At 57.7% G+C, this 22,927-nt stretch carries 15 protein-coding genes and 1 pseudogene; 7 read left to right on the forward strand and 9 right to left on the reverse strand.

Annotated features, from left to right (window positions below; translation table 11 throughout):
* Nucleotides 1-63 precede the first annotated feature (63 nt).
* The 3 genes from FFR93_RS37535 (at nucleotide 64) to FFR93_RS37545 (ending at nucleotide 4,647) form a co-directional block, all read left to right on the forward strand.
* Nucleotides 64-1,065, forward strand: coding sequence for a DUF1353 domain-containing protein (locus FFR93_RS37535; protein ID WP_138396881.1), 1,002 nt, complete (start codon nucleotides 64-66; stop codon nucleotides 1,063-1,065).
* A gap of 316 nt (nucleotides 1,066-1,381) precedes the next feature.
* Nucleotides 1,382-3,355, forward strand: a complete 1,974-nt coding sequence (locus tag FFR93_RS37540; protein ID WP_246661408.1) for a S8 family serine peptidase — start codon at nucleotides 1,382-1,384, stop codon at nucleotides 3,353-3,355.
* Nucleotides 3,355-4,647: an MBL fold metallo-hydrolase gene (locus FFR93_RS37545; RefSeq protein ID WP_138396883.1), complete on the forward strand. Its 1,293-nt coding sequence runs from the start codon at nucleotides 3,355-3,357 to the stop codon at nucleotides 4,645-4,647. The genes FFR93_RS37540 and FFR93_RS37545 overlap by 1 nt, the downstream gene beginning before the upstream one ends.
* A gap of 621 nt (nucleotides 4,648-5,268) precedes the next feature.
* On the opposite strand, the gene FFR93_RS41775 is transcribed toward FFR93_RS37545, so the two are convergent.
* Nucleotides 5,269-5,484 (reverse strand): hypothetical protein, encoded by a 216-nt coding sequence (locus FFR93_RS41775; protein WP_246661413.1) that lies wholly within the window; start codon nucleotides 5,482-5,484, stop codon nucleotides 5,269-5,271.
* Here FFR93_RS41775 and FFR93_RS37550 point away from each other — a divergent pair.
* Nucleotides 5,398-6,354 (forward strand): ATP-binding protein, encoded by a 957-nt coding sequence (locus tag FFR93_RS37550; protein WP_246661412.1) that lies wholly within the window; start codon nucleotides 5,398-5,400, stop codon nucleotides 6,352-6,354. The genes FFR93_RS41775 and FFR93_RS37550 overlap by 87 nt on opposite strands.
* A gap of 15 nt (nucleotides 6,355-6,369) precedes the next feature.
* The gene (locus FFR93_RS37555; RefSeq protein WP_138396885.1) at nucleotides 6,370-8,832 is read left to right on the forward strand and encodes a S8 family peptidase; all 2,463 of its coding nucleotides are present in this window, start codon (nucleotides 6,370-6,372) and stop codon (nucleotides 8,830-8,832) included.
* Between the two features lie 157 nt (nucleotides 8,833-8,989).
* Here FFR93_RS37555 and FFR93_RS37560 read toward each other — a convergent pair whose 3' ends face one another.
* From FFR93_RS37560 to FFR93_RS37595, 8 genes are all read right to left on the reverse strand, one after another.
* Complete coding sequence (locus FFR93_RS37560) at nucleotides 8,990-9,856, reverse strand: hypothetical protein (RefSeq protein ID WP_018516676.1); 867 nt, start codon at nucleotides 9,854-9,856, stop codon at nucleotides 8,990-8,992.
* Between the two features lie 530 nt (nucleotides 9,857-10,386).
* Complete coding sequence (locus FFR93_RS37565) at nucleotides 10,387-14,157, reverse strand: AAA family ATPase (RefSeq protein ID WP_138396886.1); 3,771 nt, start codon at nucleotides 14,155-14,157, stop codon at nucleotides 10,387-10,389.
* Nucleotides 14,158-14,159: 2 nt separating this feature from the next.
* Nucleotides 14,160-15,392, reverse strand: coding sequence for an exonuclease SbcCD subunit D (locus FFR93_RS37570; protein ID WP_138396887.1), 1,233 nt, complete (start codon nucleotides 15,390-15,392; stop codon nucleotides 14,160-14,162).
* Nucleotides 15,389-17,500 (reverse strand): DUF87 domain-containing protein, encoded by a 2,112-nt coding sequence (locus tag FFR93_RS37575; RefSeq protein ID WP_138396888.1) that lies wholly within the window; start codon nucleotides 17,498-17,500, stop codon nucleotides 15,389-15,391. Before FFR93_RS37575 ends, FFR93_RS37570 begins: the two co-directional genes overlap by 4 nt.
* Nucleotides 17,501-17,507: 7 nt before the next feature.
* Entirely contained in the window at nucleotides 17,508-18,812 is a 1,305-nt protein-coding gene (locus FFR93_RS37580; RefSeq protein ID WP_138396889.1) for an SIR2 family protein, read from the reverse strand.
* Between the two features lie 76 nt (nucleotides 18,813-18,888).
* Nucleotides 18,889-19,809, reverse strand: coding sequence for a nucleotidyl transferase AbiEii/AbiGii toxin family protein (locus FFR93_RS37585; protein WP_138396890.1), 921 nt, complete (start codon nucleotides 19,807-19,809; stop codon nucleotides 18,889-18,891).
* Complete coding sequence (locus tag FFR93_RS37590; RefSeq protein WP_138396891.1) at nucleotides 19,799-20,419, reverse strand: type IV toxin-antitoxin system AbiEi family antitoxin domain-containing protein; 621 nt, start codon at nucleotides 20,417-20,419, stop codon at nucleotides 19,799-19,801. The genes FFR93_RS37585 and FFR93_RS37590 overlap by 11 nt, the downstream gene beginning before the upstream one ends.
* Before the next feature lie 106 nt (nucleotides 20,420-20,525).
* On the reverse strand, nucleotides 20,526-21,089 hold the full coding sequence (locus tag FFR93_RS37595) for a hypothetical protein (protein WP_138396892.1): 564 nt from the start codon (nucleotides 21,087-21,089) through the stop codon (nucleotides 20,526-20,528).
* 76 nt (nucleotides 21,090-21,165) lie between these two features.
* On the opposite strand from FFR93_RS37595, the pseudogene FFR93_RS42110 reads away from it, so the two are divergent.
* Both FFR93_RS42110 and FFR93_RS37600 read left to right on the forward strand, forming a co-directional pair.
* Nucleotides 21,166-21,501: pseudogene (locus FFR93_RS42110) on the forward strand (adenylosuccinate synthase); the annotation flags it as partial.
* A 223-nt stretch (nucleotides 21,502-21,724) separates the two neighbouring features.
* Entirely contained in the window at nucleotides 21,725-22,771 is a 1,047-nt protein-coding gene (locus FFR93_RS37600) for an adenylosuccinate synthetase (RefSeq protein WP_281407922.1), read from the forward strand.
* Nucleotides 22,772-22,927: the final 156 nt, after the last annotated feature.

Below are 22,927 nucleotides of genomic sequence, written 5' to 3' on the forward strand. Positions count from 1 at the left end.
GGGTTATTTTCTGGGGGGACATGCTCGGACTTTGCGGAGCTGAGACTGGGGAGGGTTTCAAACATGCAACGTGACCTTTTAGCTAAAAGCGGTAGTTCGGACAGTTCCTTTAAGCGCGTACTATTGGCCGCGGCTCTCCTTTGTTGCAGCGCGATCGAAATCAACGCGGCTGAGTTCTTCGGCAATTTCTCGAGCGGACCGTCGGGTCAGTTCATAGACGCTGATCCGCGACCCTTATTTGAATTGTCAAACAACTTCAGCTTCGATGACCCGAATGGCCTCAAATGGGACGTTCCCGCCGGTGAAAAAGTAGATGGCGCATCTATTCCACAGGCCTTCTGGTCGATTATTGGAGGGCCATTCGAAGGGCCTTATCTGAAGGCATCCATCATTCATGATTATTTTTGCACGAAGCAAAATCGCACAGCTCACGACACGCACCGGAACTTCTACTATGGCATGCGGGCCAACGGAGTGGCGGAATGGAAAGCAAAGGCAATGTACTGGGCGGTCGCGACGTACGGACCAGACTGGACTCTGGAAACAAAGGTCGTGAACGAACTGCAATGCCACGCTGGACCCACCGGCAGTCTATGCACTTCAGTTCCCATAGTTGTCACGGCGACGGTTGCCACACCGGGCGTTAATCTCGAAAATCCAGAAACTTTGGCTGTCGCAGTTGGAAAATTCAATGCAATCGCTCGTAATCTCAAGACGTCGGACGGGGCAACGCTCGACGTTCTGCCGACCGGAACGGTCTCCGCCTCGATTGAAAGCATTGAAAGAAACGCTGCGAATACCCGCGAGATTTTCGCGACGTCAGCATATCGGCTAGATCCGAATTCACTTGGTGTTGTCCTTGAACCGAAGCGCATCCAGCTCGACGCCATAGACGATTGGCCGGAGAATAAGATTCCCAGCTTTTCAGACATCCAAGGTAGCGCCCTTCCGCAGGGAGGCGATGTTTCAGGTGGCATGGTGCTGGAGCCTACCGATCTCAAGGTTTTTGAACAGAAACTGGACCTCAGTCCGACGCAGTTCAATCTGCCTACCCGGTTGAACTAGCTCGCTTGGTTCGTGTGGAGTGATTTGCCAACGGATTGAAGCGTCACGCGCCACAAACGCTCACGTGCGACTTCAGTATCTCATGGCGCCGATGGGCCGATTTCTAGAACTGTGTGTCCACTTCAGAAAGTGCTTGTCGCAATAGAATCCTCGGATCGAAAAAGGACCTTGAACTGAGATGGCCAATCCACTTGATCGCATGCGCAAACTCAATAGCCGTCTGCGTTGCGTGGCAAACGGCGATTCCAATGTAAACGCAGTGCGAGCACAACAGAACGGTGCAGTGCGGCTCAAACCGGCGGCGCAGAAACTGAAAGTGCCTGATATCGTCAGCTTGACGACCGACGACAGCGTCAAGCAACTGAAGCGTGAGATCGATGCAATCGCCCGCGGCCCGAAACAGAAGGACCTGCCGAAGGATGTCGAGGTCAGCGTCTTTGTCCTTCTGAATCGCGAGAGCGCTAAATCTCCTGATCTTGTCACACGCCGCAACGGCCGTGTCGGCACAGCCACCGTAAGCATCGCGGACCTCCAAAAGCTCGACTCGGATCCCGTGGTGCAATCCATCGAGCTCGCCGAGACGCTGCGGGCGCCGGACCCTCAGATTGGCGCCAACACCCCCAGCCAACCATCCGCCGACCGCTACGTTCTCTACAATAGCGGCACAGTCGGCGTCGCCGGCAAGAACCGAACGATCGATGACATTGGCAAGAACGTGTTAATCGGGATAATCGACGTAGGTGGCATTGATTTCGCCCACGAAGACTTCATGGACGATGCCGGCAATTCACGTATCATCCGCATCTGGGATCAAGGCGGTGATGCTTTCGACCCACCGCAACTCGCCGTCAGCGAGGGGAAGGCAAGCAAAGCCCAAAGCCGCGGGTCTGAAATCACGGCCGAGCACATCGCCTTTGCGCTGAAAGAAGCCAAGGCGGCGCGGGTATCACCCTACGATCTTGCGCCGCAGTCACAGCAAATCCGCGGTTCTCATGCAACCCATGTTGCAAGCATCGCTGCGGGCCGCTCCGGTCTCTGCAAAAGGGCAAAGATCGCCGCTGTTCTCCTGTCGCTCCCCGACGCTGACAACGATCGTCGCAAATCGTTCTACGACACGACCTGCCTTGTCGACGGTCTGGCGTATCTCTTCGCGTTGGCGGAGGCTGACAAGGATATCGAGGCGATTTCGATCAATATCAGCCTCGGCACCAATGGCGGCGCACACGATGGCTCGGAGCTTCTTTCACGCTGGATCGACGCATCGATGACCGAGCCGGGCCGGTCGATTTGCGTCGCGGCCGGGAACTCCGGACAGGATGCGCTGGAATTCGAAGGCGATACCGGCATCTGGTCTGGGCGGGTGCATTCCAGCGGTCGAATCCCAGCGGCGGCGCTGCGGCGCGATCTGGAATGGCTCGTGGTTGGCAACGGTGTCGAAGACGTTTCCGAGAATGAGCTCGAAATCTGGTACAGCGCACAGGATGAATTCGACGTTGAGCTCTTTACCCCTAACGGCATTCGCATCGGGCCGGTCTCTCCCGGCCAGAGGGTGGAGAACCTGCTGCTGGCCGATCGCACAGTCGTTTCGATCTACAACGTCCTGAGTGACCCCAAAAATGGGGATAACCGTATTTCGATCTATCTCAGTCCCTATATGGGCGAGCCAATCGTGGGGATTACAGCCGGCGGCTGGAAGGTGCAGCTTACCGGCAAGGTGGTGCGTAACGGAGCCTACGATGCGTGGATCGAGCGGGACGACCCGTCACGCGGTCGGGTACGCACGCAGTGGCGGTTACCCTCGTTCTTTGGACCGGATACCTTCGTCGACCATTCGACGCTGAGTTCGTTGGCATGCGGTCCGCGGGTCATCGGCGTAGCCAATCTCGATGAGGCGCGGGAACTGCTCAACGCGTCCTCGAGCCAAGGGCCGACCCGCGATGGGAGGATGAAGCCAGAGATTGCGGCGCCGGGCACTGGGATCGTCGCGGCCTGCGGTTTCGATTCGCAAAACAAGTGGATTGAAATGACAGGTACCAGTATGGCAAGCCCCTATGTCTCGGGCGTTGCCGGGCTGATGCTCTCGCTAAACCCGCAACTCACTGCCGCCCAGATCGGTGGGGTCATCCAACGCACTTCACAACCGCTTCCGGGTTCCGGCTACGAATGGCAAAACGGCTCTGGTTTCGGTGTCATTGATCCGGGCGCGTGCCTGCGGGAGGTGGTGAGAATGGTCCAGCCCGTGGATGACCTGACCGACAGTCTTCAGAAGCGAATGAAGGGCAAAAGTTGATGCAGATCGAAGTTTCCCCTGCCGCCAGCGGCGACTGCCTGTTACTGACCTCGAGCGATGACCGGCGTCTGTTGGCCGATGCCGGCCTACCGGACGCCTATGACGAATTCATCGCGACCCCACTCTCCGAACTCAGGGCGGCGCAAAAGGAAATCGACGTCGTTTATGTCTCACACATCGACCGCGACCATATCGGTGGCGTGCTCCGGATGCTTGATGACGAGATGAAGTGGCGAGCCTTCGACCACATGCAGCTCAAGGGCAAGAAGTTCAAACAGCCCGCGATGCCCAGGCCGCCGGCGATTCGAGCGCTCTGGCACAATGCCTTCCTCGACGACATCAGCAAGTCCGAAAGCGTGCAACTGGGTAGCGCACTTGCGGCCAGTGCCAACGCGATGGCTGGCCTCAATGCCGCCGGGTTGGGTACGCCGGAAATGGTGAAGAATGCGGAGCGTGTCGAGATGCTCGCGCTCAGCGTCGGCGACGCCATCGAAGTCAACTGGCGGATCGGAGACGATCAGTTGAGCATACCGCTCAATCCAGACTTTGCCGGAAACTTCATGGTCGCGCGCCCGAAAAAGCCGATTGAGTTAGGCTCTATGACCATTACCGTGCTGGGTCCAACGAAGGTACAGCTCGATGAGTTGCGCAAAGACTGGATCGACTGGCTGAAGAAAAAGAAAGACTACGTCGAAACCCTGCGCAATCGGCACCGCCGCGATGTCGAAGACCTTCGCTCCGGAGTGTCGCCGATGGACGTCGCCCGCCGAGCGCAGGAATTGGCGCTCGCGATCGAAAAGGATGTCACTCCCCCCAATCTCGCCTCTCTCGTACTTCTCGTCGAGGAGAATGGCCGCCGAATTCTTCTGACAGGAGACGCGGGCAATGAGAGCCTGCTCGAATACCTGACCGCGGCGAAATTAATCGGAGACGACAAGCGGCTCGAAGTCGACGTGCTGAAAGTGCCCCATCATGGCGCCGACAACAGCTACTCAAAGAAATTCGTCGAGAGTATCCGTGCCAGCCACTATATTTTCTGCGGTGACGGCGAGCATCACAACCCAGAGCCAGACGTCGTCGAAGGATATCTGAAGGCTGTGAAAACCATACCGTTGAGTGACGGCGGCGACACGACATTCTGGTTCAATTGCTCGTCAGCACGCTGCGCTACCAAACACTTGAAACTCTGGCAGACGATCGAAGGGTTCTTTGGAGCCGGTGGCGTAGCTCCGGAAGCTAAGGCGCACTTCCTCTCGAAAAACGCAAGTCGACACAGGCTGGATCTGACCTGATCGCACTCACAGGTCAAAATCTGCCTATGCTCGCCTTGATGAGATTCAATCCACCGACTACACCATGCCAAGTACTTGAAATGGAACGATCTGGCCCACGCAAAAGGCGCGAAATCAAGGGTTTTCAATGGCCGATTTAGTTGCTAGGTTCCCTTTTTGTTTCGAAAAGAATAGGGCAATTCAGATGGCGAGCATTACCACTTTGACGCTCGGCAGGAACGCGACAGCGACATAGGCGTATGTGCAGATAATCCCAAGAGGGCCATGATGCGGTTGCACACTGAACCCGACACCGAATGGAAGAACATCTTTCAGCTCTGGCGTGAGAGCGGTGAGGTTCTGCCGCTGAAGGTCGCCAAGAGTTCCTGGAGCACCTAAGCTGGTCACTTCCTGATTGTCGAAGATATCGAGATCAAGAAGTGGCCCTACGGAATGGCCTAGGGTCAGTATCATTGGAAGGGGGTGCCCGGCGCGAAGGGAGAGAAAGTCAATCAGCCGGGAACGTATACGTGGAGAAAACTCTAACTGGCCAGCAACCCGGCAGAGACACAAGGAATTGTTAAACGCCTCGTGCGATATATCGATAGGCTTTGCAACCTGAGTGAGAATCTGTGGACAGGTTCATTTCCGAAACGGCGTAATGGAAATATCTGACACATTGAAATGGATAGACGCTAAGGTGCCCATGGCACCGACAAGCTGACCAACGATTAGTTCGAGAAAATGACCACGGCACAACACATCGTAGCTTTGCTGAAAAGCCATATAGACGGAGATGAAGGTCGCTTCCTCTCCGTGGCGACACAGCTTGCCGCGCATGAAGCCCGGCAAGGTCATGGCAAGCTCGCTCAAGAGCTCAGAGAGCTAATCGACGCAGCTCGCGGCAAGACGTCGACCGTCGCACGCATTGGCGCAGGTCCGGTGCCTATCACACAGCCGAAAGGCGAATTAACGAAATTGCTCGCCGCACGTTTTTCGGACACGCGACTAGCAGACATGATTTTGTCCGACGAGCTTCACGAACGGCTTGGAAGAGTGATCGCTGAACAGCGGCATCAGGAGCGGCTGAAAGCCCATGGGCTGACACCTCGCCGCAAGTTGCTCCTTGTCGGCCCGCCGGGGTCTGGCAAGACGATGACTGCAGGGGCATTGGCACATGAACTAAAGCTGCCACTTTTTACAGTTCTCTACGACGGCCTTATCGGCAAACTCATGGGAGAGACAGCCTCGCGCTTAAGACTGGTATTCGATGCCGTCGCCGCGCAACGGGGCGTTTATTTCTTCGACGAATTCGATGCGATCGGATCGCAGCGGTCCGGGCCGAACGATGTCGGCGAGATTCGTCGCGTGCTCAACTCCTTTCTCCAGTTCATCGAGAATGACCATGGCCCAAGCCTGATCATCGCTGCCACAAACCATCCAGAACTTCTCGATAAGGCGATCTTCCGCCGCTTCGATGACGTGATTACATACGAACTACCGGACGAGCGCATCACGCGCGGAATCCTGGAGACGCATTTATCCCGCTTCAAGCCAAAGAAGATCAATTGGTCGGAAATCCTCGATGCAGCCAAGGGACTCAGTCAGGCGGAGATAGCACGAGCTGCGGACGAAGCTGCAAAGATCGCTATCTTGAGTGACAAGCCGACGGTGGAAACCTCAATTCTGCTTGGCGCCTTGTCGGAACGTCACGCCACGATGCGATAAGGCGACCACCATTACATGGCCAGACCGCCTCGCAATCGATCTCACTTTTTCTTGGATGGTGGGGGCCAAGGTGAGGCCTATACCTCCCCACGTACGGTTATTTCCGGTCTTCCCCCTGCTCGAGCAAGAGCACAGCACGCAGCTAAGCTCTCTCAATCGCTTGCGACTGCGATTGCTGGCGCGCAGCAACTTATAGCGAATAGGGAGGCGGGAATTGCCGAAGGCGAACACGGCTTTTATTTGCAGTTTGATATCCCCGCGGCAGAACGCGGCGCAGTGGAGGCTTTGGAAAACAAGCCGGCTGGCATTGAACTCGTCGCCGTTCCTCAGGTCGCGGCTGGCGAGGAGAGTATCACCGCCACGGTCTTCGTCCCTGAGCGCTCCGTCGAATTCTACAGCAAAAAAGTCGACGCCTATCGCAATGAGGAAACGAAGGCAGGGCGTCCCAAAAACCAAAACTTGATTGCGCGTATTGAAGACGTTCGTCTCGCGGCCGTCCGATCACTCTTTACCGACACACCAGACCTCTATCCGCAGCCAGATCTCGCCGTATGGTGGGAAGTCTGGATCAGGGACGGAAAACTCGCATCGTTTCGAACAGTAGCCGAACGTTTAAATATTCCGCTCAAGGATCACGCTATTCGGTTCCCCGAACGGGATGTTGTGCTCGCCCATGGCACAGAGGCTATTATCGCACGCCTCTTGATCAATTCTGACGCCGTCGCTGAACTCCGGCTCGCCAAGGACACGCCATCGACCTTCTTGGAGATGGGGGCCGCCGAGCAGGTGGAGTGGGCGGGGGACCTTGTGGATCGTCTTGTCGCCCCGAACGCACTGGCGCCGGCGATATGCCTGCTCGATAGCGGAGCGACACGGGAACACCCTTTGATCGCTCCAGCATTGCCGGCTGCCCACCAGCATGCATATGACAATAATTGGGGAGTTGGCGACAGCCAGTTTTGGAACGGGCATGGCACTTCGATGGCTGGCGTGGCGCTCTATGGTGATCTTCAGCAGGCGCTCACGCAGCAAGGTGCCGTCGAATTACCCTACTGGCTTGAAACTATAAAAATCCTCCCGCCAAATGGCGGCAATGATCCGCTGCTATATGGTGCGATTACTGAAACCGGGATGACCAAGGCGGAGGCAAGCGCGCCACTTCGCAAGCGGGTCTTTTGTATGGCGGTCACAAGTGAGATAGGCCCCGCTCGTGGACGTCCCTCATCTTGGTCGGCCGCCGTTGACCAACTGACCTATGGCGGAGGAGCTCTCCGTCGTCTGATTGTCATCGCCGCTGGCAATCTCCGCGGGGACATCCATGCGGCGGAGTATCCGGATCGCAATGATTTGGAAGAGGCAGAAAGCCCGGCACAGGCCTGGAACGCTCTCGTCGTCGGAGCCTACACTGACAAGGTCAACATCATTGATCCGGCCTTTGGTGATTGGGCTCCGGTCGCGCCAGCCGGCGACCTATCACCGGCAAGCAGAACCTCGGGAACTTGGGATCGTCAATGGCCCGTTAGACCGGATGTCGTTTTCGAAGGTGGAAACTTCGCCCACGACGGGGTGAATCCGAGCTCACATGTGGACGACTTGCAACTGCTGACCACATACTACCGGCCAAACATTCGACTTTTTGATACATTTGGCGATACAAGCGCCGCCGCCGCACTCGGCGCAAACCTTTGTGCAAACATCATTTCCGCTCGTCCAACGCTTTGGCCGGAGACGGTACGGGGTCTCGCCATCCATTCTGCCGAGTGGACGCCTGCAATGCGAGACCATTTCGACGGCGCGGGGACGCAAGCCATGAAAATGGCAATGCTGCGGCGCTACGGCTGGGGCGTGCCGGACCTCTCTCGTGCCCTGAAAAGTGCCGCCGATGATGCCACGTTGGTGGTAGAGGACGTGCTACTGCCGTTCAAAAAGGAAAAATCGGTAATCAAGACTAGAAGCATGAACCTGCACGCGCTGCCGTGGCCGCGTGACGAGTTGCTGGAGCTTGGTGCTGCCGACGTCGAACTTCGCGTCACGCTGTCATATTTCGTCGAACCGAATCCTGGTGAACGCGGATGGACGCGCCGCCATCGCTATTCGTCACACTCCTTGCGGTTTGCAGTCAAACGCTCCCTCGAGAGCCTGCAGCAGTTCCGAACGAGGATCAACAAGGCGGCCGAGGCAGAAGAAGGGGGCGCGGTGGGCGCAACTGCAGGTGGCGACAACTGGTTTCTCGGAATGATACGAGATCGCGGGTCGGTTCATTCCGACATCTGGCGCGGAAGTGCTGCTGCGCTTGCTGAACGCGATGCGATCGGCGTCTTTCCGGTTAGCGGCTGGTGGAAGGAGAAGCCCGGTTTGCAGCGTTGGGACCGAGCGGCACGCTATGCGCTCGTCGTATCCGTCAGGGCGCCTAGTGCGGACATCGACATTTACACCGCGATTGAGAACAAGCTGGAGGTCGAGATTCCTGCAGCATGAGCCGCGTTTTCCTCTGCGCCCTGGGCGATTGGTCAAGCGGCTATTCGAAACAACGCTGATGGGGAACGCTGACCTTCAATCTATTGGACTCCGGTTGGGCGAATGAAATAGAAATAGATGCGGGAGTCAGGGCTAGGTGCGGGTTCTTAAGTTTCCGTCATCGATCACGGCGGCCGCGACGGCCGGCAAGGATTGCCAACATATTTACAACGGACCAAGTTCCCTCTGCACAAAGTGCGGCTGTGCGAAAGTCCGCCAGCCGTTTGTGTTGCAAGGCCAGCGCGAGATTGACGGCGGCTCGGGCATGCGCCCGGGCTTCATCATTGCTTGAGCCCTGCAATTCCGATTGGAAAACAGCTTCGAGCATGCGCTTGGCATCTGTCGGGCTAGGCACGCGATCGTCAATCTGGGGATGCCTGGCGGGATTATAGACTTCCTGCGCAACCGTGATCAGGACTTCGCGGCAAAGCAAGCCAACGCCTTGAAACTGCTCTTCGGTCTCCGCGGAATCGAGCCTCGATCGCATCTCCTGCAATTGCCGATCAACCTTTTGCCATCCGGTCGGCTCTTCGAAGACGACCGCGCGATGCACCGCCTGAGCGACGAAAAGCGACCTTCCTGAGATTGTTTTTCCGGGTACGAGGACGAAGCCATCGGCGGCCAGCGCCTCGTTATAGATGTTCAGCAACTCCGAAACCTGCTCTTCGTCTAGACGAACGACCGGATGGAGGGTCTCGCATAAAAATCGGAGAAACTCGCCATCCGAGGCATGAAGGAGATTGAAGCGGCCGTCGAAGAACACCCAGTTATCGTCCCAATCTCGATTGCGAACCATATGCTGACGGATATCGCCGGCGGCATTGCTGTAGCGATAGTCGTACGACGGCATGGTCGAGAGATCGTAGAGTCGCGCAAGGAATTCATCATCCGAGAGGCGGCCGGACCAAAATATGTGGGCAACGCTCAAATGGTCGATGATCGCGCGCCGCGTTACGTCTGAGATTTCGTGAGCCGTCCCGCTCATATTCAATTCCTCTTTCAGCTTAGGAGCTGGATTTCGTGTTCAGCATTCATAGTTGTGACTCGGCGTGTTGAAAACTATTTGCCACGGGTGGCTGAATTTGGCCCCTTCGGAGCGATTTTGATTGGCCGCGACGGCGGCTTGCGACCTGGGTTATATGCACAAGGCATGGCTGCAGGTTGGGTGACCGATGCCCATCCTGCCGGAGCCGTATTGCCGTCTTCAATCAGACCGAACTCGTGCCGCAACATTACTGTGTCTGCTTCGGCTACGACCTGCGGCGCGCATCAATTGTCGGTGTCAGTCCGGTGGCAAAACTGCTCGACTGGTGGGTCGACGATATCTTGCGACCGGAAGCGATAACCGGCTCCCCGTCCAGTAGTATCCTCGTTCGGCGTCTTCTGAGCATGCCCAGCCTTGCAGACGCCTACCCATCCACCGGCTCTATCTAACGCCTTGATAGGAATCGAACCACAAACACTCCGGTCAAATTAGCAAGCTATTGATATGTTTGAAAATACAGTGTCAGTGTATTACTTAGGCCACGTCGGCGTCGACCCGTCTGAAACACTAATCTCCGATCGCCCAGCCCCACGTTTTTCGACGCGAACCTGCACGGCGATCCGCTCGATCATGGCAGCGACGTGCGTGATGACACCAACCTTCTGACCCCTACCCTGAAGGGTCTCCAGCGCATCTACTGCCAAGTCGAGTGTCTCCGCATCGAGCGATCCAAAGCCTTCATCGATAAACAGCGTGTCGACAAAGGACGATCGTCCTTCGAGACCTGACAGAGCCAGCGCCATCGCAAGGGAGACCAGGAAACGTTCACCGCCTGACAGGCTTCGGGTCCCACGGACCTCGTCGCCCATGTCGCGATCAATGATATGCAGCGTGAGATCGGACGCTGCCCCCCGCGCGAGCCTATAGCGGGGGGTCAATGCACGGAGGTGATCATTCGCCAGTTGCACCATGTGGTCGAGTGTAATGCCCTGCACAAAGCGGCGGAAACGATCACCGCTGGCCGAGCCGACCGCATCGTCAACTGCCTGCCATATTGCGAGTTCCGCTTCCGCGCCGTCAATTTCCGCAGATAGGTTTGCGGCGGCACGGCGTGCCTCGTCGTCCCGCGCGAGCGTAGCAGCAAGCACACCTGTCCGTTGTTGCAGGTCTCCGATTTCTGTTGCCAACGCAACGACGACTGCGACCAACGCCTCTCCATCAGTGGTCTCGTCGAAACCTTCCAACGCCCGCTGTAAGTCATTCTGGCGCGTAAGCACTGCGGTGCCGGCATCGTTCACGCCTCGGTCGATCGCCTGAATACGGACCCGCAACGCTCTGCTCAAAGCTGGGTCGGCTGCGATCAGCGCGGCAACCTGGTCTGAAGAGCGAGGAATATCCAGGCACGCAGCGTTGAATGCCTCTTCGGCTAAAGCACTGCGCCCTTTGGCGGTTTCCAATCCAGCGGCGGCCTCGTCGCAACGAGCGCCGGCCGCCTGGAACGCTGCATCGGTGGCGTATTTCGTCTCGCGCGCGAGCGCTAGCGCCTCACGGGTGGTTCGGCAAGCCTCATTGATCCGAGTCCGGTGGCTTGCTGTCGCCTCGCCATCGAGAAGTTTAGCTCTGGCGTCCGCCTTCTCTCCCTCGGCCATGCGACGTTGATCAAGAAGAAGCGCCGTCGTCGTAACCTGCACCTGCGCGTGCTCAAGCGACGCGCCCGCCGCCGCACGCTCGGGCGCCAAACGCTGGAGCGTCATTTCAAGTTGGCCAACCTGTTTGCGCAGGGAAGCATACTCCGTCGCGATTGTTGACAGCGTAAGGCTGACACCGGTGGGATCGACATCGAGGTCGTCGATGGCCAGACCTGCTGCAGCGAGAAACGGCGTGATTTCACGGCGAATGGAAATGAGGCGCTCAGCAAGGCCCGCCGCCTGAACCGTGTACTCCGTTGCCTTCAATTGCTTGGCGTGGAAATCAGAACGTCTTTGGTCGATGGACCGCGCGGTCGTCTCGATCGCCTCGCCGAGCGCGTCATGCTCCCGTTGCAAACCGTCAATCTCAGTCCGAAGACGGCTCGCGTTCGCGAGTGGAGATGCAATGGCTGATCGTTCTGCGATCGCGACTGAGATATGGGCCGCCAGTTTCGACGCAGCCTGGTCATCGAGAACGGGAGGTACACCCTCCTCGATCCCAGCCTTCGTGCAGAGATCGTTCAAGGACGACAACTGTTCGCCATAAGCGCTGTTGGCAGCCAGAATTTGTCCGCGCGCCACATCGATTCCGCGGTTTGTCTCCGCCTGGCGAGCTTCTCCAGCGGAGAGCGCGCGCGTTGCGGCGTCCAAACGCTGGCCCGTCGTGGTCAACGCGGCATCGAGTTCTTCGCGTCGGCGGCGAAGCCTAGCAGCAATTTCATTCAGCGCGCTGGGATGCGCAAGATGCGGATGGTCGGTGCTGCCGCACACCGGACAGGCCAAATTTGGGGCCAGCAGGCTGCGCAGATGAATGGCCTCAGATGAGACAGCCTCGTCGGCGAGCTCTGCGATTGGAACAATTTCCCCACGTGCGGTCCGATCGCGGAGCTGGTCCGCTTCGGCTTCAACAATTTGGCTTTTCGCCGTGCTTACCTCTTGCGCCGCCAGTATGTGTTCCGATTCTCGCCGTGTTAGATCTGCCGATGCTCGAGTATGCCGGTCGCAGACGGTACTTGCCTCGCGCAGAGCCTCGAGCGCGCGCTGCAGATCGATGTCTCGTTCGTGGAGCGTCGCCTCGTCGATGCCGGCAAGACCGGCTCTACGATCAGCGATTTCACGACTTAGGCCATTCTTTCGCTCACGATCCTCGGTGAGCTTTTCCAACAGGGTGGTTATTTCACTTTGCAATCGCGTCGCTGTTTCTTCCGCTCCAATGGCCGCCACCGTGGCTGTAGCGTGTTCCTGCTGGAGCGCTCCCCGCTTCGCCAACAAGTCCATCGCATCGCCAAGACGATCAGCAAGAAGAACGCGATCCGATTGATTGCTTAATTGCGCCGCGGTTGTGCGGTACGATTCTGATGTCTGACCGAGAGCCTGATCAATTATGGCCAGCGCATCGGCCTTATCGCGCAGTGTAGCTTCCGCTTGCTGCGATTTTTCCACCGCATCATTAAACTCCGTCCGAGCTGTCGTCAGCTCGGCGTCGAGCCTCTCGGCTTCGCTCCAAAGGGGACCGAAGTTCTTGAGGACGTCTACTGCCGCTACGTTGGCGGTTACAGCGTCCGCCAGTTGCGTTGTAGACACTGCATCCAGCGTCCGCGCTTCCTCGCGCGCAATGAGCAAGCCGTCGAGACGGGTCTTGGCCTCCGCCGCCGTCCGTCGTGCATTTTGTACATCAGCCGCTAGCGGACGCAGCGGCTCGACGAGATCGAACTCGGCAAGAGATTGATACTCATTGGCGGCTGCTTCGCGTGCGGCGCGCGCTGCGACCGCCTGGGCCTCAGCCCGTGCGAGATCGCCGCGAGCAGCAGCGACGCGCCTGAAATGATCCAACCGCTCGCTGTGTTGATCGCGCTCAGCTCCTTTTTGAGCAATGGTCGAAGCAAGCTGGCTTTGCTCCTCCAGCAGCGCCTGCATGGCTTCGTCATTAAGAAGTCCAATGTCGTTCCGACGCTGCTCCAATTGCTCGACAATTCTTCGTCGTGCGTCGGTGCCATCATGAACGCGGACCGAGATCGTTGCGTAGATTTCGGTGCCTGTGATCTTCTCGAGCAATTCCGCGCGCTCGCTCTCGGCGGCGAGCAGGAAGGCGTCGAACTCGCCCTGCGCGAGGAGCACCGTTCGCCGGAACTGATCGAATGTGAGGTCAGTTCTCGTCTCCACCGCCTCGCGGACCAGAGTCTTGCCGGTCGCGACCGCACTGCCGTCGTCAAGTCGATACAGCGAGCGCTGCTCATTCTGCAGCCGCCCATTTGCTCGCCCCCGCGCCCGATTGGCCTCCCAGCGAACGCGGTAGCGTTCGCCATCCTGCCCGACGAAATCCACCTCGGCATATCCGCTCCCAGCCCCGCGACGCAGGATCGCTCGGCCATCATGAATTGAAATCGCCTCTCCGCTGGGATCGGGGGTATTTTCACGACGGCTAACAGAGACGCGCGGATACTCGCCATAGAGCGCGAGGCAGAGCGCGTCGAGGATGGTCGATTTCCCAGCGCCGGTCTCGCCAGTGATGGCAAAGAGGCCGGAACCTGCAAGCGGCTCTGCGGCAAGATCGATCTCGAAGGGAGCGCCAAGACTTGCCAGATTCTCGCCGCGGATAGCCAAGATCCGCATGGCTATGTCTCCGCCCGTGCCCGATGGAAGACATCGAGGTGAGCAGAATCCGGGGCGACGCCGAGGGTGCGTTCAAATGCGAGCTTGAACAGATCCTCCGGATCTCTTTCCGCCAACCGCATCATCGGATCGGCGAGGGTCACGTCATTCAACGCCCCGAGCATTGCCGCAACACGGGTATCGACGATGCGCACTGGAAAGCTCTCTGCGATGCGGTCGACCTCCTCTCTGAACCCGGGCGATAACCCTTCGCGGGCAAGCCTGACCTGGACGAATGGCCGTTCATGAAGCGGTAGGTCCGATGAGAGGTCCATTGCTGTCAGATGGTCGCCAAATTCGCTTAACCGCATATCGCCCGTTTCAGGAAGGCGGATGAAGGGAACTGGCCGATCAATCGAGATGTGTTCAGATAGAACCGTTGTACCGTCGAGGCTCACAAGAGTGACCCCATGCGCGTATGGCAGCTCCGTCGCGGACAAGGGGATCAGTGAACCGGAATATCGGACGGTATCACGACCGATAGCCTGAGCCTTATGCAAGTGGCCAAGCGCCACGTAGCTCGCTTCTGCCGGGAACACGTCATGCGGCACGGCATGCTGGCCACCGACCAGAATTCGCCGCTCTGCGCCTTCCGATTCGATACCTCCCGCGACATGGAGGTGTCCCGTTAGGACGAACGGTAGACCATCCATCGGTCTTCGCAACGTATCGACCAATTCGGCATAGAGGCTTCGCACGCCAGCGATGACGGGCGAGCCTGCTTCACCATCCAGCCGTGTCAAATTCGGAAGGCACGCTGCGGTTGGGTAGGAGACTGCGAGCACGTGAGCAGCTACCGCACCGCTTGCGTCAGCGATAGGAACGAGATGGCGTACGGCCTCGACCCGCCCTTCACGCCGCCGAACATTGCCCACGACGCGGATGTTGAATGCCTCCAACAGAGGCCGCGGCGCTTCCAACCGACCAGCGGCATCATGGTTGCCGGCAGCGATCACCATAGCCATGCGCGGATGTGCGCGTCTCAGCCGCACGAGCGTATTGTAGAAGAGCTGTTGCCCTTCCCCGGAGGGATTTTGGCTGTCAAACACGTCACCGGCGATAACGAGGGCGTCGACATCTCGCTCCACGACGATCTCTTCAAGCCGCTCAAACACCTTACGGTGCTCGTGCTCCCGCGAGAACCCACGTAAAGTTTGACCGATATGCCAATCAGCCGTGTGCAGAATACGGATCATTCTTCCTCCGGCAGTTGCACCGGAGCAGAGCCCGACCACGCTTTCGAAATTGAGTCCCAATCGACATTCCGTTCTTCGGCCAGCGTCCAAACGTTCCAGAAATCCGGATCTGCCGACTGCGGCCTCTGTGCGTCAGGCAATTCGTCCACCTCCACCAGAACCGGGATCGGCGCTGCCCAACCAAGGAGAACGGCCTGCCTGGAAGGCAAACTCGGCAGCTCACGCAAGAGTCCACCGACATTGTCGGGGACGAGGCGTGCGACGAGATTCTGGTCCGCATCATTGACGATACGGTGCAGCAGAAACGTGTTGCATTGGGCGAGAACCGTTGGAGAAAGCTCTGATGGTCGCTGCGACGAAAGGACGAGCCCAAGCCCGAATTTGCGCCCCTCGCGGGCTATACGCTCGAACACTTCGCGGCAGAGCTGGGTCGGAGATGAGGCAGGGCCGTCATCGTCCTTGCCGCGCCGAACGAATGTATGCGCTTCCTCAAGAATGAGGACTGTCGGCAAGGTCTGGCCCTTCGGATGGCCGCGGCGGTATCTCTGAAGCGATTCGAAGATCAGCCGCGCCAAAACGGACACAACGATGTGGACGATTTCGGATGGGACGAGAGACAGATCGACGACCGCGATCTGGCCGTTACTCGCGCCATCGTCGCCGACATAATCCTTCAGCCAGGTTTCGAAGGAAGTCGGCGGGTCGCGACCAATTACGGCGCCGAGCCGCTGATCGGCGAGCATTCCGCGAATCCGAAGTCCGAGCGTCGAGATAAACCCTGCGAGGTTACCTCCCTGCTCGGTTGCCACCCGATCAAGATGTTCGGCGAGAATGTTTACGTCAAAGAACTGTGGAGCGTCCTCACTGATGAGGGCTGCGTGACCGATATCCGGCAGCGTCTGAGCCAATGTATCCAGTGCGCTGCGGATCGTTTCCAGGTCGGAAATCGCAAAATCGTTGAAGAAATTTCCAGATCGTCGGCTATCGACAATCCCTGTGATCGTGGTGGAAATCGCGGCAAGAGCGCCGCTAGCTGTAGCGAGGGCCTCCCCGCCAAACTGCGAACAATCTGACGCGATCGTTTCAAGGAGCCGCGCGCACTCGAATCTCGGTCTCGGAGCCCCCGCGAAGGCCTGCGTGCCGGTGTTCAACATCGCCGATATCCGGATCGAATAGGAACCAAGGTAGCGGCGGATCATCGCCTCCCTGGGCACTCCCTCCGTTTGACCGGCCTTCAGCTCCCGCAGCCCCTGCATAAGCAACGGGCGTTGCGCCCCTGGTTGGGCGTGAGCGACCGCGGTCCACTCGTGCCCACTCCAGAGCCACGCAGGGACATCGAGCGGCCGCTCTCCATCTGCAACGGGTGGAACGCGAAACAACCGTAGCTCGTCTCCGCGATCAGCGAAGGCCCTGGCGTATTCGCCATTTGGATCGAGGATGATAAACCGCGCGTTGGGCACCCCCGTCTTGCCGGCATCCTTGATGGCCTTCTCGGCGGCCTCCATGGACCATCGAATCAGGCCCGCTACCGTGCATGATTTACCGCTGCCGGTGTTTCCCAATACCGCCAGGTGCCGGCCGAAAAGCTTGTCAGGGTCGACCATGATGGCCGCGTTCGATGCCATCGGAGAGGAGCCTATTCTGACTCTCTTATCGTCGTCCCTCGCGCCCACGATGGCTTCGACCTGCGGGGGTGTCGGGATAAGGACTTGGTCCCCCACTGACGGAAACGCGACCACGCCACGAGAGAGTTCGTATCTGGTCATTCCCGAGGCGCGGTCGCGCCGAGATGTCAATGTACCCACTGGCGATAGCGACATCTTCCGTAGTGGAAATGGAAGATCGATCAGGCCAAAGTCTTTCAGGCCAGAGCGCTTTGGATAAGGAGAGCGTTCGATCCCAATCCAGGTTATGTAGGCGACTGTCGCACCGGCTTCATTTGGGATGATCACATACCCATTGAGGCGCGGAAACCCCGCCGGCACTCCGGTATTCAATGCTGTGGAGTGCGGAGCGTCCAGTTCAAGGAGCACCCGAACTTCATCCGGCGCAACCGACTCGACGACACCGACAACAAGGCCCGACAGTCGTTCGATTGGAGTTGTCATGATCGCCTCATACCGGCCCGGTTGCAGTCGCTGGAGGCGGTGAGGCAGGCGGGTCGCTGAGTTTTGGATCGCCTGGACGATGCTTCAACAATTCTGTCATTCGGCCCGATATGTAGTCGAGCGCCGGTTTCGGCAGGTAGCTTGCAACCAACGTTGCAAGATCCGAGAAATGAGGGCCGATCAGCAACGAGACTTGCGCATCTCGCGTCTTTTCAACGAATGCTTTGAGGCGATCGTCAGCCGAATAGGCCATGATCACCAAATGGGTCGACGGGATCGTGAGCATATCGAGCAGCACTCGATTGACGTGATCGTCGCCGAAACCATAGCCATAGGTCACGACAACGGCGTTAGGTCGGCAAGCTGCTGCCGCAAAATCGCGAAAGAGCTCCGCATAGGGATACTGTGTTGTTTCGACGTCCTTCGCGGGATTGGGATAGATCATCACCGTGTCGACGGGTTTTTTGGGAATGTCGGTATGATCCGCAGGCGCTCCGAATGGGATGCCCTTGCGATAGATTCGCCGCTCGTCCTTATCAAAAAACCAATCCAGTGAGCCGTGGAGCTTAGTCAGGCGAATGACGCCCTCCATGAACCGCGGTTCTCCCCGAATGCCGGGTGGATTGTAGTGGACATCAACTTCAACGCGCGACGCGCGGAAGACCGGATTCAGCGCGCCGACGAATCTGTCGATGATCCGAAGACCCGCAAAGTCGCAACCATGTTCGATCAGGCGGTCGTAGTTGGTTGTGAAGACGTGCAAACGTTCACGGGATGCAGCGCGGCTCGCAAAACTCAGCAGGAATGATTGCAGAGCGCCCTGGGCAGCATCTTTCGATGTCGGATCCTTTCCAGCAACAATCCCGCTTTCCGTCTTCAATAATGAAGTGAGGAAGCCAGACATCTGGGCATCAATCCCATCCTTGAGAGTTTTTTCCGCTCCCTTGTCTATGACCCCCAGGCCCTCGAGCAGAGCAAGCGCACTTCGAAACTGATCTTCGATGTTTGCCGCACCTCTTTTCATGGCCGTCGCTCCGGCCTGGGCGTGCGCATCGATGGCGGCGTCATAAGACGTGCCAAATGTAACCTTGGCCATGCCTGTGGCCCCTACGCCCGCGAGATAACCAATCGCTGCGGTGAACCCACTGCCAAGCAGTAGGTTGAGGTGCTCTGCTTGGAAGACAGCAGAGAGCCACGGCTCGATGTGCTTTCGCGCACTATTGGTCAGAGAATCCAGTTCATCTGGGTCAGTGGGTAGATCGTCCCAGGCGCCAGAGTGGCTGCCTACGCGATAAAAGTGCTTCTTATCCATACTTCCCCCCAACCGCGACAGCGGCTCCTTTCTTCGTCAGTCGCGCCATGCGGGACGGAGAAATTTTCTCGTTCCGCTACGCCTCATTGATTGCTTCCCCCGGCGACCACGGCCCGCTCGGCGGCCAAATTCGTTCTTCCTTCAATCCGACGACCAGCGGCATCAAGAAGAGGCGAAGATCGGCGACGGTAGCGGCGAAAGCATCTGGTGCGGCTGCCATCCGGTCCCGGTCCAGGAAGGCGCGCCATTGAGCGGTCCATGCTTCCGCGAATTCATCGGTCAGACCGACCGGAACAACAGACGGGAGGACCGTTCCGCGTCGTTCGAAGGTCCGCTGAATTGCCTCGACAAGGGGAGCCTGGCGAAGTTCGAATGTTCGGGAGATCACCCAGAGATCATAGAAATCCTTGAGCCGGCTATTGGCCACGCCGAGCGTTACGAGCGCTTCGAATTTCTCGGCCACCACCGTTTCGACCGGATATGCGCGAAGGCGCGGCGTTGGGGTGTCCAGCAGGGTGGGATAGTCGATCTCGACGGCCGCAGGTGTAATGGCGTCGCCGAAACCAATGTCGACCTGGATCGGAATACGCGCCCCGGCGATGGTTGCCGTTGTGCGGACCCGCACACCACCATATTCCGCCTCCTCACGGATCGGGGCCGCCATCAGCGCGGCGACATCAAACGTCACACCGTCATCGGCGACCGGCTGCGCACAAATGGCCCGGAAGGTTTCGGCAATTGCCTCGGCGTCGCTTTCGCCGTGGCCAAGCAGATCCAGATCGCGCGTGGGCCGAAACGGATCGGCGACCCAGGTCACGAAGAGCATCGCACCTTTGAGGATGAAGCGGTCGCGGTGCGGCGACGCGCTTAGCCGGTAGAGCAGACGCTCGAGCGCATATCGCGTCAGGAGAATCTGGAAATCCGATCGCTCGGCACGTGCCCGATCGAGGAGCCGCGCTCGCACTGATGCGCCGATGTTGCGAGGCTCACGCGGCATCAGACACCATTGCCTCGACGTAAGGACGCATGATCGACCAGACCCGCGCCTTGCGCGCGTAACGCCAGATTTGATCCGGTTTGCATCGGCGACGGCGGAGACCCTCGCGCAGTCCCTCCATCGCGACGTCGAGGCCGATCTTCGTCCGGTAGCGAAAGCAATCGACAATTGTCCTCGCCGGATCCGTGATGGGAACGTCGACATTCTCGATGCGGTGACGCTCGACCCCATCGGTCAGTGCCGACCCAGTGAAGCGCACGAACCGAATAGGCGGATAATCGATCTTGGGCCGCCAGGCGGCACGGTCGATCGCCATCCATACAGCCGACGGCATCTGCAGCGTCAGTTCGTGGTATTGGAGGGCTGAGGTTAGGCAGACTACGCCCTTTGGAACCAGAACCGCCGCCTCCGCCAGCGTATGAGCAGCCTCGACGTGTGCGTCGGGGAGTTGATAGAGGCCCCGTGCCGGGCGGATGACCGCCTCCTCCCGGACAAGGCGCGCAAGCGTCTCCGGGCCGATGCCTTCGGCAACGAACTCCTTCAGCCGGAGCATACCCCGGGCTTCTAGGAGCTTCAGCGCACGAAGCCGCTGGGCGTTAGTGGATGGCATGGACGGTGACGTTTCCTCTGCTCTTGCAGATTAAAGCAGAGGTTTTATCACGCAAGCACTTGTGTGGAAAGAGACTATCCGCCGATCTACACTCGCGATCTGAAACCTAGATCGCACCTGATTCATCTGTTAGCTCGAAAAATTTCGATAAAAATCTCTCAGAGCTATCCGTCGGCGACAGGAATTGAACGTCGATAGCTGCGGGCTTGATTCTTGAGGGCACCGTCCAATAATCAGTCCCTTCAGGCATCAGTTGAGCTTGTTCCGCCGCCAGAACTCGAAGGTCGGCCTGCTTAACCTCCGGCCTAGCATTTAAGTCAAGATGAAAGCGCTCAAAGATGGCCGCCTCCACGTTCGACTCGATTTCTTTGTATTGAGGCAACAACTGCTTTAACGGCCGCGTTATGTCTCCAAGAAATGCTTCAGTTGCATCGTGGAGAAGTGCCTCAAGCTTGTAATTTTCAGCTGTTTCATAGACGTAAAGAGAATGCTCTGCAACAGAGTAGAACTTCTTACATTGACCGGCATAGCGGCAAATATTTGAAAGTCCTTGGGCGATATCGAAGATCGTAAACGCACTGCCCCATGGATCTAATAGATCGAACCAATTGCCGCTGGCGAGCATGATGCTGGGGCCGGATTTTACTTTGATAGCGATGTTTGAATTCATGATGTCCCCTTGAGCGAATCACATCAACGCTGCTACCTATGGTGATAATCATTCACTCTGAGTCGAGGAGCAAGAGTTGAAAACGATAATAGTTCTTTCAGGCCCAATTGCCGTTGGAAAAACTTCTTTCTCCGATGCTTTAAGGGAACGCTACCCCGCAGACAAAGTTTCCACGCGAAATTATATTCTCAAGGTTAAGGGTGTTGCGGATGATCGTGCAGAACTTCAGAAAGCCGGAGCGGAACTGGACGCTGAAACAAATGGCCGCTGGGTTGCCGATGTCGTCGAAGACGCGCTTCGAATGACAACGCGAGAATACCTGCTTGTGGACTCAGCCCGTATCGCAGGGCAAGTCGATGGCCTGAGAGAGCGCTTTGGAACTGATCGCGTCCATCATTTTCATCTCACAGCTCCTCGCGCTGTTCTCGAAAAGCGCTACCTTTCGCGTTCTCGAGAAACCAGGGAATTCGAAACGTATGCTGAGGCGTCCGAAGATCTAACCGAGGCCTCGGTTGAGACTCTCCAGGCAATCGCTGATGTGATCGTCGACACCGGAAGGTCTGATCCATCGTCGTGCGTGACTTATGCAACCGCTGGCCGCTTAAGCGCGAGCTCAAAGTATGCCGGCTATGTTGATGTCTTCGTCGGCGGGCAGTGGGGGAGCGAAGGCAAAGGAAATATTTGCGCATTGCTGGCAACGGAATACGACGTCCTCGTGCGTGTTGGCGGACCCGAACGCCGGACACAAAGTTGCGGACCCTGTCTACACTTACCGTCAACTTCCGTCAGGGACCGGCTCGAACAAAAATGCGCGAATATTTATCGCAGCAGGCTCAACTATCTCGCTGCCAACTCTTCTCAAAGAATTAAATGACCATCCTTGGTTAGAGCCAGAAGGATGGCTTTCCGTCGACCCTCAAGCGATGATCATCGAACAGGGCGACATTGACATTGAAGAGAAGCTTCTTGAGAAGATCTCCTCGACTAAGCAAGGCGTCGGCTCTGCAACTGCGCGGAAGGTCCTCGGCCGCGGCGCCACCCTTGAATGGGGCCCGCAGGTCAGACTCGCACGCGATGTCGAAGAGCTTAAACCTTACCTGAAAAGCGTTCGAGTCGAGATCGAACGTGCCCTTGCAGGCGGGCAACGCATCATGTTGGAGGGCACCCAGGGCACCGAGTTAAGTATTCATCATGGAAGCTACCCACACGTCACTTCGAGAGAAACATCAGTCGCAGGCTGCCTTTCAGACGCCGGTGTGCCGTACAACAGGGTGCGCAGAGCTGTGCTCGTTGCACGCACTTATCCTATTCGCGTAGGCGGTCCCTCCGGCCCGATGGGTGTGGAGATGACACTCAGCGAAATCGCCAAGATCTCAGGCGTGCCGCTCAACGAGATCGACAAAACGGAGAAAGGTAGCGTATCCGGCAAGACCCGGAGAATCGCCGAAATCGACTGGGAAAAGATCAGGATGTCCGTCTACGTCAATGGCGCAACCGACATCGCTCTAACCTTCGTTGACTATCTTGGCGTCGAAAACCGATCGGCAAAAACTTTCAATGACCTATCTGAGAAAGCGCAACAATTTGTCAGAGACGTTGAGCGAGTTTGTGGCGTGTCTGTGTCCTTGATCTCGAAGGATTTCGGAGTGGCTGGGCTAATCGACCTGAGAGAATGGAAATGACCGAAGAAGAACTCATCTCGTTGTACCCGCGGCTATATCATATGGCTCATAATGGTGCTTGGCCGGCGATTCAACAGCAGATCGTGTCCCATGGAGTGGTGTAGCTGGATTTCATAGCCATCGGTGATTTCCGGTAGGGTCGGGTTGCTTAGAGCC

Origin of the sequence: Rhizobium sp. MHM7A, assembly GCF_005862215.1 — a bacterium.
In the GTDB taxonomy this organism is placed as follows: domain Bacteria; phylum Pseudomonadota; class Alphaproteobacteria; order Rhizobiales; family Rhizobiaceae; genus Rhizobium; species Rhizobium bangladeshense.